Annotated in this window: 11 protein-coding genes; 3 read left to right on the top strand and 8 right to left on the bottom strand. The window is 61.7% G+C overall.

From position 1 onward, the window contains the following. Positions 1-69: 69 nt before the first annotated feature. The 5 genes from hemA to AC1DUY_RS17775 all read right to left on the bottom strand — a co-directional run bounded on the left by hemA (position 70) and on the right by AC1DUY_RS17775 (position 6,855). Positions 70-1,299 (bottom strand): 5-aminolevulinate synthase, encoded by a 1,230-nt coding sequence (hemA, locus tag AC1DUY_RS17795; RefSeq protein WP_175365938.1) that lies wholly within the window; start codon positions 1,297-1,299, stop codon positions 70-72. 162 nt (positions 1,300-1,461) lie between these two features. Further along, a complete protein-coding gene (locus AC1DUY_RS17790; RefSeq protein ID WP_478115967.1) occupies positions 1,462-2,526 on the bottom strand; it encodes an MBL fold metallo-hydrolase in 1,065 nt (354 codons plus the stop codon). Positions 2,527-2,613: 87 nt separating this feature from the next. Beyond that, positions 2,614-3,666 (bottom strand): biotin synthase BioB, encoded by a 1,053-nt coding sequence (bioB, locus tag AC1DUY_RS17785; protein WP_439056961.1) that lies wholly within the window; start codon positions 3,664-3,666, stop codon positions 2,614-2,616. A 120-nt stretch (positions 3,667-3,786) separates the two neighbouring features. Then, positions 3,787-5,931 (bottom strand): methyl-accepting chemotaxis protein, encoded by a 2,145-nt coding sequence (locus tag AC1DUY_RS17780; RefSeq protein ID WP_478115965.1) that lies wholly within the window; start codon positions 5,929-5,931, stop codon positions 3,787-3,789. Positions 5,932-6,120: 189 nt separating this feature from the next. Then, positions 6,121-6,855 carry an outer membrane protein gene (locus AC1DUY_RS17775; RefSeq protein ID WP_089266850.1) on the bottom strand — a complete coding sequence of 245 codons (735 nt, stop codon included), beginning with the start codon at positions 6,853-6,855 and terminating at the stop codon, positions 6,121-6,123. A gap of 460 nt (positions 6,856-7,315) precedes the next feature. Here AC1DUY_RS17775 and AC1DUY_RS17770 point away from each other — a divergent pair, with 460 nt between their 5' ends. Continuing rightward, on the top strand, positions 7,316-7,672 hold the full coding sequence (locus AC1DUY_RS17770) for a hypothetical protein (RefSeq protein WP_478115962.1): 357 nt from the start codon (positions 7,316-7,318) through the stop codon (positions 7,670-7,672). Between the two features lie 182 nt (positions 7,673-7,854). On the opposite strand, the gene AC1DUY_RS17765 is transcribed toward AC1DUY_RS17770, so the two are convergent. Beyond that, positions 7,855-9,723, bottom strand: a complete 1,869-nt coding sequence (locus AC1DUY_RS17765) for a dihydroxy-acid dehydratase domain-containing protein (protein ID WP_478115960.1) — start codon at positions 9,721-9,723, stop codon at positions 7,855-7,857. A gap of 339 nt (positions 9,724-10,062) precedes the next feature. On the opposite strand from AC1DUY_RS17765, the gene greA reads away from it, so the two are divergent. Continuing rightward, entirely contained in the window at positions 10,063-10,545 is a 483-nt protein-coding gene (gene greA / locus AC1DUY_RS17760; RefSeq protein ID WP_478115958.1) for a transcription elongation factor GreA, read from the top strand. Between the two features lie 82 nt (positions 10,546-10,627). Here greA and AC1DUY_RS17755 read toward each other — a convergent pair whose 3' ends face one another. Further along, the gene (locus tag AC1DUY_RS17755) at positions 10,628-11,686 is read right to left on the bottom strand and encodes a ketopantoate reductase family protein (RefSeq protein WP_478115956.1); all 1,059 of its coding nucleotides are present in this window, start codon (positions 11,684-11,686) and stop codon (positions 10,628-10,630) included. A gap of 223 nt (positions 11,687-11,909) precedes the next feature. On the opposite strand from AC1DUY_RS17755, the gene AC1DUY_RS17750 reads away from it, so the two are divergent. Then, entirely contained in the window at positions 11,910-12,899 is a 990-nt protein-coding gene (locus AC1DUY_RS17750) for a Bug family tripartite tricarboxylate transporter substrate binding protein (protein WP_093761630.1), read from the top strand. Between the two features lie 153 nt (positions 12,900-13,052). Here the strand turns inward: AC1DUY_RS17750 and AC1DUY_RS17745 are convergent, their stop codons facing one another. Beyond that, positions 13,053-13,967, bottom strand: coding sequence for a 3'-5' exonuclease (locus tag AC1DUY_RS17745; protein WP_231078344.1), 915 nt, complete (start codon positions 13,965-13,967; stop codon positions 13,053-13,055). Positions 13,968-14,084 lie beyond the last annotated feature (117 nt).

The raw sequence follows: 14,084 nt of genomic DNA, 5'->3' as shown, positions 1-14,084 counted from the left end.
AAGCAATCCAGTCTTCGCTTCGGGCCTCTGGATTGCTTCGCTGTGCTCGCAATGACGGCCGTGAGAGGATTACTCCGCTGCCAGCGCCTTGGTGCGCAGTGGCAGGCCGAGTTCATCCCACACCTGCAGCAGCGATTCTGCGAGATGATCGATCAGCACGTCGTCGTGATAGGGCGACGGCGTGATACGGAGGCGCTCGGCGCCCTTGGCGACCGTCGGGTAGTTGATCGGCTGGATGTAAATGCCGTGATCTTCGAGCAGCAGATCGCAGGCCTTCTTGCAGAGTTCGGCATCGCCGACGAACACCGGCACGATATGGGTGTCGGTGGACATCACCGGAATGCCGGCGGCGGTGAGGATCGCCTTGACCCGCGCAGCGCGATCCTGATGGCGCTCACGTTCCCAGCTGGAGCTCTTCAGGTGCTTGATCGCTGCGGTCGCGGCCGAGCAGATCGCCGGCGGGAGCGCGGTGGTGAAGATAAAGCCCGGCGCATAGGAGCGCACGGCGTCTACAATGTCCTTGTTTGCTGCGATATAGCCGCCGAGGCAGCCATAGGCTTTGGCGAGCGTGCCTTCGAGTACGTCGATGCGGTGCATCACGCCGTCGCGCTCGGCGATGCCGCCGCCGCGCGGGCCATACATGCCGACCGCATGGACTTCATCCACATAGGTCATCGCGCCATAGCGCTCGGCGAGATCGCAGATCGCCGCGAGTGGCGCGACGTCGCCGTCCATCGAATACAGGCTCTCGCAGGCGATCAGCTTCGGCCGCGCGGGATCGGCGGCCTTCAGCAGTTCCTCGAGATGCGCGACGTCGTTATGGCGGAACACAACGCGGTCGCAGCCGGCCTGCCGGATGCCTTCGATCATCGAATTGTGGTTGAGCGCGTCGGACAGGATCAGGCAATTCGGCATCAGCCGGGCGAGCGTGGAAATGCCGGTCTGGTTCGAGACATAGCCGGAGGTGAACAGCAGGGCGGCCTGTTTGCCGTGGAGGTCGGCGAGTTCTTCCTCGAGCTGCACGAGCGGATGATGGGTGCCTGCGATATTGCGGGTGCCGCCGGCGCCGGTGCCGACACGGGTCGCGGTCTCGACCATGGCGCCGACCACTTTCGGGTGCTGGCCCATGCCGAGGTAATCGTTGGAGCACCAGATCACGACATTGCGCGGGCCCTGCGGCGTGTGCCAGACCGCATGCGGGAACCGACCGGCAATGCGCTCGAGGTCGGCGAAGACACGATAGCGGCGCTCGTCATGCAAACGATTGAGCGCGTCACTGAAGAACTTGCTGTAATCCATCGCAAAAGACCCAAAAACGAAACCCGAACCCAGCGTCAGGTGCGTTTTAGAGCTTTTCCAGCTTGGCTGTCGAGGCGCAATTGGTCAATTTGACCACGTGCTGCGGCTTTTGATGTACATCAAGAGCCTGAGGTCGTTCACGAATTTTTGCTGCGCTGCAGGTTACGTCGATTTGAACCGCAGCATGCCATCGGCGCCCATTGCCGAGGTCAGCCGCTTCTGCGCCAGCATGTGATTGACGTGGGCGATCAATTCGCCGGCGGCAAATCCGGTCTGGTGGGCGTCCAGCTTGTGCTTGTGAAACACCACCGGAACCAGTTCGGCCGAGGTCTTGCCGGCATCCTTGCACGCGGCGGCGATCATCTGGCAGCGCTCTTCGTGATGGTCTGCGAGCTGCTTGATGCGAATCTTGAGGCCGTGAAATGGCACGCCGTGACCGGGGAGCACCAGCACATCGTCGGGCAGCGTCTCGGCGAGACGTTTCAGTGAATGCAGATAGGAGCCGAGCGAATTCTCGTCGGGCTCATGGGCCCAGACGCTGACATTGGGCGAGATCTTGCTCAGCACCTGATCGGCCGACAGGAACAGTTTATAGGCCTCGCAATACAGCATCACCTGATCCGGCGAATGGCCGGCGCCTGTGAGCACGCGGAATGTACGCGTGCCGATCACGAGATCGTCGCCATCGGACAGCCGGCGATAGGCCGCCGGCAGCGGCACCGTCTTCTTCAGATACTCCTGGCCGCGGCCGAGCAATTGCTCGGTGATATCTGCATCCATGCCGTGGCGATGGAAGAACTGCCGCATATTGACGATGCGCTCTTCGGTGCGGCGGTGCTGGTGATAGACGCCCTGCAGATATTCGACTTGCGACATATAGAAGGGGCAGTTGAACCGCTGCACCATCCAGCCGGCCTGGCCGACATGATCGGGATGCGCGTGGGTGACAATCACCTTGCTGATCGGCTTGCCCTTCAGCGGACCTTCGAACAGTTTCGTCCATGCAGCGATGGTAGCGTCATTGCCGATGCCGGTATCCACCATGGCCCAGCCGTCGCCGTCGGCGAGCAGATAGATGTTCACATGGTTGAGGCGAAACGGCAGGTCGAGCCGGATCCAGAGAACGCCCGGAGCAATTTCGACCACCTGATCGGTCCCGGGATGGTTCTCCCAGGGATAGCGGAGGTCATCGGCTGGCTTTGTGCTGGCGTCTGTTTTCGAATGCATCGGTTCTGTCGCAATGTCCTTTTCATCCGGCTTAGCGGGCCAAGGACCCCTGCGCCAGCACAAATTCGGCTGGCGCAGGGCATGGGTTTATGCGCTGGCGCGCATATCGGCCTGTGCTGAAGCGGTAACCGGCGGAGTCGGCGTGCTCTTTCCGCTCACGTCGTCGAGCCGCGAGGTCATGCCCAGCCGGTCCAGCAGGTTGGCGTCGCGGTCGGTCTGGGGGTTCTTCGTGGTCAGCAGCACGTCGCCGATGAAGATGGAATTGGCGCCGGCGACGAAGCACAGTGCCTGCAATTCATCGGTCATATATTGCCGTCCGGCGGAAAGCCGCACCACGCTCTTCGGCATCATGATACGCGCCACGGCAATCATGCGGACCAGCGCGATCGGATCCGGGCGTTCGGCGGTGTCGTTGACCGGCACACCCTTCACCTCGTTCCACATATTGATCGGCACGCTGTCCGGATGATGCGGCAGGTTGGCCAGCAGCATCAGCATGCCCAGACGATCTTCGACCTGCTCACCCATGCCGATGATACCGCCGCAGCAGACCTTGAGGCCCGCATGGCGCGCCCGCGCCAATGTCTCGATGCGATCTTCCATCGTACGCGTGGTGATGATCTTGCCGTAGAATTCGGGCGAGGTATCGACATTGTGATTGTAGAAGTCGAGGCCGGCGTCCTGCAGGCGTTTGGCCTGATCTTCCGTGAGCATGCCCAGCGTCGCGCAGGTCTCGAGGCCGAGATCCTTCACCGCGCTGACCATGTCGCAGACGCGGTCGAGATCCTTGTCCTTGGGATTGCGCCAGGCTGCGGCCATGCAGAAGCGGCTCGCACCGGCATCCTTGGCGCGCTGCGCCGTGGCAACCACGGCGTCGCGGTCCATCAGCTTGGTCGCCTTGACGTCAGTGTTGTAGTGCGCGCTTTGCGAGCAATAACCGCAGTCTTCCGCGCAGCCGCCGGTCTTGATGCTGAGCAGGCTCGCAGTCTCGACGTGATTCGGATCGAAATTGCTGCGGTGGGTGCTCTGCGCCTGAAAAATCAGGTCTGCAAACGGCAAATCATAGAGTGCCTGGGCTTCATGGCGTTGCCAGTCGTGGCGCAGTTCGGTCGATGTCCATGCAGAGGGAGTTGGGGGCATTCACGCAATCCTTACATTCTGCGCAGCCACCGATCATGGGCTGCTGTGAAAGCAGTCCATGATTTTGAGGGTTGGAGCAATGACGCTGGCCGGGTGCAGCCATGCGCTGGATCGCCGCTCCTATGCCGCGCGGATGCTCGACAGGAATTCGTCGATTTCACCACGAAGAACGTCGGCCTCGCGGCGCAGTTCGCCCGAGGCGCCGAGCACGTCGTTGGCAGCCGTGCCGGCCTGCGTCGATGCATCGCTGACACCGACGATGTTGCTCGACACTTCGCTGGTGCCGCCGGCGGCGTGCTGGATGTTGCGCGCGATCTCGCGCGTTGCCGCACCTTGCTGTTCGACGGCAGTGGCGATGGCAGCGCTCACATGATTGATCTCGGCGATGGTCTGCCCGATGTTGCGGATCGCTCCGACGGCGGTGGACGTGACCTGCTGCATCGACACGATCTGCGTGCGAATCTCGTCGGTGGCCTTTGCGGTCTGATCGGCAAGGCTCTTCACCTCGGATGCCACCACGGCGAAACCCCGGCCTGCATCGCCAGCGCGCGCTGCCTCGATGGTCGCGTTGAGCGCCAGGAGGTTGGTCTGCGACGCGATAGTCTGGATCAGATCGATCACCACGCTGATGCGGTTGGCGTTGTCGGCCAAGCCCTGCATCGTTGCATCAGTTTCGCCGGCCTCGTTGACGGCCTTTGCGGCGATTTCGGTTGACGTGACAACCTGTCGGCTGATCTCGTTGATCGATGACGACAGTTGCTCGGTCCCGGCCGACACCGTCTGGACGTTCACAGAGGTTTCCTCTGCGGCCGATGCGACGGCGCTGACCAGCGCGCTGGAACGATCGGCAGTAGCCGTCATGCTCTGCGCGGTCGATTGCATGGAATCGGCCGAGCTCTGCAGCTTCTCCAAAGCATTGCGCACCTTGCTCTCGAAGTCGACGATGCGGGCTTCGATGCGCGACGTGCGTTCGCCCTTGGCGATGCGGTCCTGATCCTGCTCCGCGCTGAGCGTGCGGGCGTTGATCATGCTGTCGCGGAACACTTCGAGCGTGCCTGCCATCGCCGCGATTTCGTCCTGTTGGCGGCTGCGGGCGATCTCGGTGTCGAGATCTCCGCTGGACAGCCGCTGCATCGCGCGCTGCAATTGCGCGAGCCGGCGCAGGATGCTGCGGCCGACATAGAGCCAGACGAACAATGCCGATCCGATCAGCGTCAGCGCGCCGAGGCCGAGCATCACCTGCGTCGCCAGCGTGATTGTCGTCTGCGCCTGTGTCGTGGCGGCGTCGGTTTCGCTGCGCACCTTGTCGACCAGTTGCTTGACGCTCATACCGAGGCCAACATTCAGCTTGCGCGTCTCGTCGAGAATGAGTTCGCCATATTCGACGGTGTCCATCTCTTTCTGGCGCACCTTGAAGACGCTGTTCTTGCCATCGCCGATCGCCAGCAGTTGCAGGGCGGCTTCCTTCAGTTCCTTCGTGCCCTTGATGCCGACCAGTGCATCGAGATTGGATTTGACGCGGGTCTGGGCGGCCTTGAAATTGTCTTCGATCGGAGAGAGCGCTTCGGACGAGCCGGCCGACAGTGCGGCCATCAGATCGGACGAGATCAGGTTGGTGCTGGCGACGACTTCGCCGACCTGCACGATGACGCGCGCGGCTTCGCCCGAATCTTCGGCCGAGAAAACTGTTGCCCGCAGCGTGTCGTTCATCACGTTCTGGGCGTCGGTGGCGGCTGGCTCCGACATCTTGACGAAGTTTGCCGCAGCGGCGCGCAGGGAGTCGTATTGCTTCTGATGCTGGGCGACGGCGTCGAGACGTTCCTGGGTGGCAGCGCCAAGGCTGCGAATCGTGTCTTCAATGTTCTTGACGGTATCCGCCAGGGCGGCGACCACGGCCTTGTCGGCGCCGAGTTTGGCGATGGTGTCGAGCTTCTCGACTGCAATCTTGTGCGTATCCCGCATGCGCTGCGAGCGTTCCTTCAGAACGTCGGGGCTGCTCGATGCCAGCAGCATCGGGCCCTGGCTGGCAAGGCTCTCGCTGGCGGTGGCCAGTTGAAGGCTGGCGGTCAGTTTCGGAATGTCCCGGCCGTTCAGGTCCGTCATCATGCCGCCGAGCTGACCGAGAATCATGCCAGCACCGGCACTGATCAGGATCGCCATGCCCGCGATAACAGCGAAGGCGGCGAATAGGCTGCCGCGGATGCCCCAACGGGGCCGCGAGAAACGAAACCGTCCGAATTTTCCGATGAACGACGTCAGTGCCATTGATTCCCCCCGCGTCCACCGTCCTGGTGGCGGATCGCGCAGAGAGTATGTCGGTACCGGGTTAATATTCGGGTAAATCGGCAACCCCTGGCTGTCGCGGGGCTTGCAAGGTTACCAAAGGGTAAAACAAAAAGGCCGGCGTTTCCGCCGGCCTTTCCGTAGTCATGAGCCTGAAATCAGGCGCGAAGCTCAGTACTTCGCAACAACCGGGCCACCCCAGTTGAAGCGGTAGTTCAGGCCAGCCTTGACGGTGTGCTCGTCGTTCTTGGACGACAGGCCGACGATGCCAGCAGGCGACGGAGCGGCGAAAGTGGTCTTGCCGAAGTCGTAGTACTGGTACTCAACCTTGCCCGACCAGTTCTGGGTGAACAGGTATTCGAGGCCGGCGCCGACGGTGTAACCGTCATGCTTGGTGCCGCCAGCGAAGGCAACCGGAACGCCACCAGCGGTGGTGACCAGCGATTCGCTGTAGTCGGAGTAAGCGTAGCCGCCCTTCACGTAGAGCAGTGCCGGACCCCAGGTGTAACCGATACGACCGGTAACCGAGCCGAGGCCCTTCTGATTCAGGTTGTAGGTGACGCCTGGCGTGGTGAGGAAAGCGACGTTGGTGTTGTTCGAACCAACCCAGCTGTACTGACCTTCGATACCAACGACCCAGTTCGGAGCGAACTGGTAGTCAGCGCCGATCTGCAGACCGCCGAGGAAACGGCCATCCGAATTGTCGGAGGTGCCGCCGAAGCCGTTCGAACCGTTGAACGCGCCGCCGACGTGACCGCCGATGTAGAAACCGGTCCAGTTGTAGATCGGGGCAGCAACGTAAGCCGGAGCCTTGGTGTAGGGACGAGCAGCCAGGTCAGCGGCCATTGCCGGAACCGAGGCGCCCAGGGCGATCAGGGCAACGGTGCCCATCAGGAAGTTCTTCATTTTCTTCTTCTCCAGAAAACCATTTTAGAGCGAGAGCGCGTTCGCTCCGTCTATGGCGTGGACTTAGACAGCTTTTGCGTAAAATGCTGTCACCCATTCGCCACAGCAATCGACAACCCGACACGATCCGGATTGGCGCGACGGCATGCTTATCGACGCCTTAATAAAAGCTGAAAGATGCCTTAATTTACAGAGGTTTGGCGGACCAGCGTACCTGCTCGCACTAACCCGCAGCAGTTTGGTTTTGCTCTAGATCGATTTATTGTGATCGGCAAAGCCACAGCGCTTTATCTGCATCGCCTGCAACCTCCCACATCACGTTTTGGAACGTCTCAAAGCGCTGTGCGAATGCCGGCTGCGTGATGACACCGACCGGTCTGTCATGGGAAACAAAAAACGCGCGACCCGTTAGATGTTTGCGTGGTGCCGGTCGGCGCCTCCGTGAATGGAATCGCGTTGCATGCAGGTTGAGCGGATTTTACGTGAATACGGCCACTTCCTTCGGCCGATGAGTGAGGCGCCACGCGACGGTCAGCGGATCCTTGGCCACTCTGCCCAGGGTGGTACCCAAGGCGGCCACCTCATTTCCTGCTACTGGGAACTGCACCCTCGAGGTTTGATCGGGCCGAACTGGGTGGAGGAGCGCGATAGCCCCATCGGTTATATCGACAGCTATTTCGATGGCTGGATCAGGCCCCGCGAATTCAGGCTGCTTGATTCGGTCGCCATCAACCGGTTGCTCGTCGCTTACATCGACGATGCCCGCGCCGCCGATAACCGCGAGGCGCTCAAAATGCTTGAAGCGGGAGACGGTTAGAGCATGACCCCGAAAAGTGGATGCCGGTTTTCGCGGACAAACGAGTTCGTTTGTCGAGTGATCATGCTTCCAATGAAGAAAAATGCTCCGGCCGCCTTGGGAAGAGCTGATGGAAGATGACGGGAAATGGCTCAGGCCGGGAGCTTTGCAGCAAACCCGGCCCTAACTGCCAGTCCTCAGGTCTAGAAAGCCTTGTTGGCTTCCGGACGATGCGTATTTTTCGGCACGAAACCGGAGCGTGTGGCCTCGCGCTGGTTGCGCACCCAAACCTCGCGGTTCGGATGCAGGCCGGCGCCGCGGGTGGCGGGCACGGCGCTTGTGCGCGCGCGATGCAAGAGCCGAGTATCGGCCTCGCCGCAGCTCGGATGGATGCCGCCATTGTCCGCGACCACCTTCTCCCATGCCGCCTTGCGCTTGGCATAGATGGCGGGGTCCTGCAGCTGCGTGCAGTTGAGTTCGTTGAGATTGAGATCGGCGATGATCTCGTCGCCGTCCTCGATCAACCCGATGGCACCACCGAGTGCGGCTTCCGGCCCGACATGGCCGATGACCAGACCCACCGAGCCGCCGGAGAAGCGTGCATCGGTCATGAGACCCACGACGATGTTGCGCTCGCGGCAGAGCGTGGTGATACGCGAGGTCGGGTCGAGCATTTCCGGCATGCCGGGCGCACCCACGGGGCCGTCGTAGCGCACGATGACCATGTCGTGGTTCTGGAACTTCTCCGGATGCTGGTCGAGCGCCTGCAGCAGGCCGCGCTCGCCTTCGAACACGCGCGCGGTGCCGCGGAACCGATTGTCCTCGAGCCCGCCTTCGACGCCGGCGAGCTTGAGAATGGCGGAAAATTCCGGCGACAGGTTACCGCCGAGCACGCGCAACCCGCCGGTCGGCTTGTAGGGCTTCGCGACAGTATAGACGACACGGCCGTCGGCCGGCTTGGTCTCGAGGCGTTTGATCTGCTCGGCCAGCGTTTCGCCGGTGCAGGTCAACACGTCGCCATTGATCAGGCCGGCATCCATCAGCTCGCGCACGATCACCTGCACGCCGCCGACCGCATCGATATCGACCATCGAATACTTGCCGTACGGCCGAGCGTCGGTGAGCACCGGCACGATGTGCTGCGACAGATAGTTAAATTCCGCCGGCGTCATGACTTCCTTCCAGAAGTCGGCGAAGCCCGCGGCGCGCGCGATTTCCGGCGCATGCAGCGTCACATTGGTCGAGCCACCGATCGCCAGCGACACGATCATCGCGTTGCGGATCGAGTCGCGGCTGACGATGTCGCGCGGCTTGATGCCCTTGGCGATCATGTTGGCGAGATAGCTGACCAGCTGCTCCGGGAATTCCTTCAGGCGGCGCGGATCGTCCGATGGTGGCGCCACCATGTGCAGCGGCTGCATGCCGACCACGCCGATGAAGGTCTGCATGGTGTTGTAGGTGAAGATGCCGCCGCAAGAGCCATAGCCCGGGCAGGCATGACAGGCGATGCGGTGGCGATATTCGGCGTCGGGATTGCCGGCGACCTGATAGGCGCTGACGATGTCGAGCTTCTCGCCCGTCTCCGGATCGGTGCCGGGATGGATCGCGCCGTCCGACATGATGATCGACGGCTCGTTATGTTCGAGCAGCGCGGCCAGCGCGCCGACCGGCGGCTTGTCGCAGGCGACCACGGCGATGGTGCCGAGCAGGCCGGTGGCACTCAGATGCTCCGACAGCGCGTCGTTGGTCACTTCGCGGCCGATCAGCGAATAGCGCATTTCGCGCGTGCCGTTGCGGATGCCGTCCGAGGTCGCAATGGTGTATTCCGGCTGCACGAGGCGATAGGGCAACTGGCCTTCGCCGCGACCGATGCGCTTCTTCAGGCTCTCATGGATCGCGTCCACCTTGGACATCACGCCCATATAGCACTGGCTGTCGCCCTTGGTGCCCACCACGCCCACCGACGGCTCATGAATGAGCGTCTCGTCCGTGCCGAGTATGCGCGCAATGCCGATGGTCTGCGCTGAGCGGCCGGGATGGTTGTCGATGGTGACGACGGGCGACTTGGACACGACGAATTCCTTCCTGACGGCGTTCTTGATCTGCGAGGCTTGAATGCACCGCCGCCGGCGCTCGGCATTGGCGCATGTCAGACCCTGCGGTCAGGGCAGGGTCCGTCCACGATCCAATTTAGGATCGGTCTAGCCAGTGCATAACCCCCGAAGATCGCAAACACAATCGGATTGCCCCTCCGCTGGAACAGGGCTGCCTTGTCGCCGTCCGGTGCCGCAAAGCAGCAAAATTCCGGGTGCCATTTACGCGATCAGGCTATTTCTGCATGGTTTTGACAAACCAATGGGGTAATCGCTTCCTGCGCGTCACGGCGGATCGCGTCGATACGGAGTTCGAGATTGAGCGTTGCCTTCACCAAGGAAGAAAGTGCCGAAACGGCTGCGGAAACCCTGCTGCCCGACCGCCCGATCTCGCCTCATCCGAACCTCGTGACCGAAGCCGGTTTGCAGGCGCTGGAGATGCAGCTCCAGCAGGCCCGCGAGGCGCATGACGCCGCGAGCGCGATCGACGACGTGAACGAACGGCGGCGGCAGGCGGCAATCCCGTTGCGGGACATGCGCTATTTCACGGCCCGCGTTCGCACGGCCCAGCTCGTTCCAGCTCCGACATCGACCGACGCGGTAGCCTTTGGCAGCACGGTGACCTTCTCCCGCAACGACGGACGCGTGCAGACCTATCGGATCGTGGGCGAGGACGAGGCGGACCCCAAAGCTGGTTCGATCTCCTTCGTGTCCCCGGTGGCGAAATCGCTCATGGGCAAGGCCGTCGGTGACGTCGTCGGCACGGGCGCCCAGGAACTCGAAATCATATCGATCAAATAGGGGATGCCGTCGCGGTGGTGGCTTCGCGTCTGACGTCAGTCGCGAAGCCAATATTCAATCACAGCACCATCACGCCAGCGCGTCAGATTCCCGCGCTGGACTCCAGCCGCTCGTTGAGCTTCTGATCGACGACCTCGACCGTGCGGTCGATATTTGCATTGGTCATGCCGAGCTGATGCGAGATCAACTTCACCAGAAGATCGACCCGCTCGATAAACGGCGCGCCGGCCGCGACAGCGCGCGCCGCCGATGACGGCTTGAGCAGGCTCTCCGCTGCCTTAGCGTATTTGGCGAACGGCACCTGATCTTCGGGATCGGCGCCGAGACGCCGCGCCACGGCATCGACATGCTCGTAGATCGACTGCGACACTTTCAGGTCGCCGTGAACGGCCTCGCGGATCGACTGCGGCTCTTCAGGCGTGATGCAGCGATAGTTGCCCGTGAGTAGCATCGACCATTTCGCCAGCGGCACGAACAGCGAGTCGAATACTTTCAGCTTCACCGGCACGTCCTGGCCGTCGAGCTTCACGGCGTCGATGTCGGCTTCGAGTTCGCGCAGCAGCTTGTTGTGAGCCGGATCGGCAAAGGCCGATGCCTTGAAATTCGTCGGCAGGCCGACGTGAAGGACATTCGCCGCTTCTTCCGGCGGCCGGAAGGCCTGCGGGTCGGGCGAGCACAGCGTCACCAGTCCCGGGTCGAAGCGTTCCCATACCTGGGCATTGGTATAGGCCTCTTCGAGCTTCATGTCGGCCAGCCCCGGAATGCGCTTGAGATAGGGCAGCGGCGGCATGTTCATGATCGACAGGCAAGGTAGCTTCGCCGCGGCGATCTTGATCATCAGCACGCGGATCGTGTGGTTGGTATATTGCGGCTCCTGCATCGCAAGGCCGACCAGATCGTAGCGCGATATGTCGACCTGATCCGGCGAGGTCGCATCCAGTTTGCCTGGCAGGTCGCGTGAGAAGATGGCGCGGTGGGTCGGTTCGTCGCGCAGTTTGATGCGCACTTCAGTACCATCGCGATTGATGAGTTCGGCGGTCTTCTTCCGGCACACGAGGGTCACGTTATGACCGGCCATCAAGAGCTTCGTCGCCAGCAACGAGCCGTAGGAAGCTCCGAGAATCAGGATATTCCGCGCCATGGTGTTTCGTCCCTCACGTGATGTGTGCGCCAGATCCGAACGGTCCGGCATTTTTAGTTGGCGCGGACACTACTGCACTGCCGCGCTGCGATCCAGATGGCGTGAGCCGATACGTGCAGAGTTGGAGGCGATTTGCTTTTCCAATGCGCCAATCTGTCCTGCCTATCGTCGTGGCGAATGAGGGAGCGATCGGGTATCGTCATAAAAAACAACGGAGGGAAACATGTCTGCGATCATCAATCGTCGTCACTTCATTGCTGCCGGGTCGGCTGCCGCCGCCATGCCGTTCGTCGCGCGCGGTGCTTCAGCGCAAGCCGCCTGGCCATCGCGGCAGATCCGCATGATTTGTAGCTATCCAGCCGGTGGGCAGACCGATCTGCTCGCGCGCGCCTTTGGCGAATATATTTCCAAACAGGTTGGACAGACTGTCGTCATCGAAAACAAGGCCGGCGCATCCGGCGCCATTGGCACAGCGGAAGTCGCGCGCGCCGAGCCCGACGGACACACGATTCTCTGCTCCATCTCGACCACCTATGTGATGAACCGGGTGATGCTGAAGACGCCCGGTTACGACATGGACAAGGATTTGACGCTGGTCAGCGTCATTCCCGGCGCCGGATTGCCGCTGGTCGCCAGTCCGAAATCCGGCGTCAAGACGCTGGAGGACTTCGTCGCCTTCGCGCGCAAGAACGACAAGGTGAATTTCGGCACCTATAGCGTCGGCTCGGCGCCGCATATGACGATCAACGAACTCAACAAGCAGTATGGCCTCAAGATCGAGCCGATCCATTATCGCGGTGAAGCGCCGATGTGGACGGGACTGGCCGAAGGCTCGATCGATTTCGCGATGGGCAGCTACACGGCGTCACAAAGTGTGCTGCAGAGCGACCGCGGCGTGCCATTCGCCGTGCATTCGAAGAAGGTCGACGCCATCCCGAATGTGAAAACGCTGCCCGAGCAGGGCGCGACGTCGAAGTTCTTCACTGTGAGCGGCTTCACGGGCTGGGCCGTGCCCAAGGCGACTCCGCAGCCGATCGTCGATCGGCTGTCGCAGCTTTGCGTCGCCGCCAACAGCGATCCGAAAGTGAAGGAAGTGTTGAAGACCTTCGTGCTCGAACCGGCGCTCGGCTTCAAGGAGACCAATGCGCTGTATCAGAAGGAGCTGCCGGTTTGGATCGAGGCGGCGCAGGCGCTTGGTCTGCAGCCGGTCTGACCGCCGGCTGGATTGAATTAACGTTCGTCATTGCGAGGAGCGAAGCGACGCGGCAATCCAGTTCTTGTCTTCAAGAACAAAAAGACTGGATTGCTTCGTCGCAAGGGCTCCTCGCAATGACGACGCGAATATCTAGCCTTTTCTTTAGATGTATTACGCTCGTACCGAAAACCGGCTCATCGCGCTGAGCGCCTGCACGCGCGGCTCGACGTCGCGCATGTAGATCGTCTTGCGCAGGAATTCGATCTCGCTCGCCTCTTTGCTTTCTTCGACATCGATGTACCAGGACTTCGGCCGGCCGTCGGAGCCGTCGCTCCAGCGATAGCCGCGCCGCTTCAGCTCGTCCTTGAGATCGAAAGGCGACTGCTCCGCCCAGACCCGCATCGTTTTCTTCCGGGCACGTTCCAGAAGAACCGCCAGTGCCGGCGCACCGAGATCGGGCAATTCGAACGCGAGAATCTCAAGCAGCGCATGGCAGTCGTCGATCGCCCGGTGGGCCTGGTGAAAGAAACCTGCACCGGCGAGCAGATAGCCCAGCCGCGAGCCATCGAAACCATGTTTGCGCCAGTCGACTTCAGTAGCCGAACAGCCCCAGGCCTTGTGCTGGAACACCGGCCAATAGCGCTCGGAAAACTTGCGGTCGAAACCCGCATTGTGCGCGATGACGATGACGGCGTCGTCGGCGAAAGCGGCGACGGCATCGGGATCGATGCGGTGTCCCGCAACGGTCTCGTCCGTGATGCCCGTCAGCTCGGTGATCTCCGGCGGGATCGGCCGCGACGGCTCGTTGAATGCGGTGAAGACGTCCGCCACGCGCGTAATGCTGCCGTCCGGCAGATAGTCGAACTTGATCATGGCAAGTTCGATGACTTCGTCGCGCACCTGATCGAGACCCGTGGTCTCGACGTCGAGGAGAATGCCGGAGCGGGTCGGCTGGCCATTGGCCGGCGCGAATTCGGTGCGCGGGATCAGCCGGCGGAGGACGCGGTAATCGGTCGATCTGGCGAGCGTGTCCGCCATGGCGGCAAGGCCGGGATCGTCCTGCAGGCTAAGATCGTCTTGGAGCATCTGATTCCGGGCAGTTCTTCAAGCGCAGCGTGATTCAGCCATGACTATGTGCTTCGCTGAATCGGAGCAACCTGCTTGCCGGCGATAGACACAGCTGTGTGGCGCTCAGGCTCCAGC

This window comes from Tardiphaga sp. P4_G1 (assembly GCF_056401215.1).
This window is presented reverse-complemented; position numbering and strand designations above follow the sequence as displayed.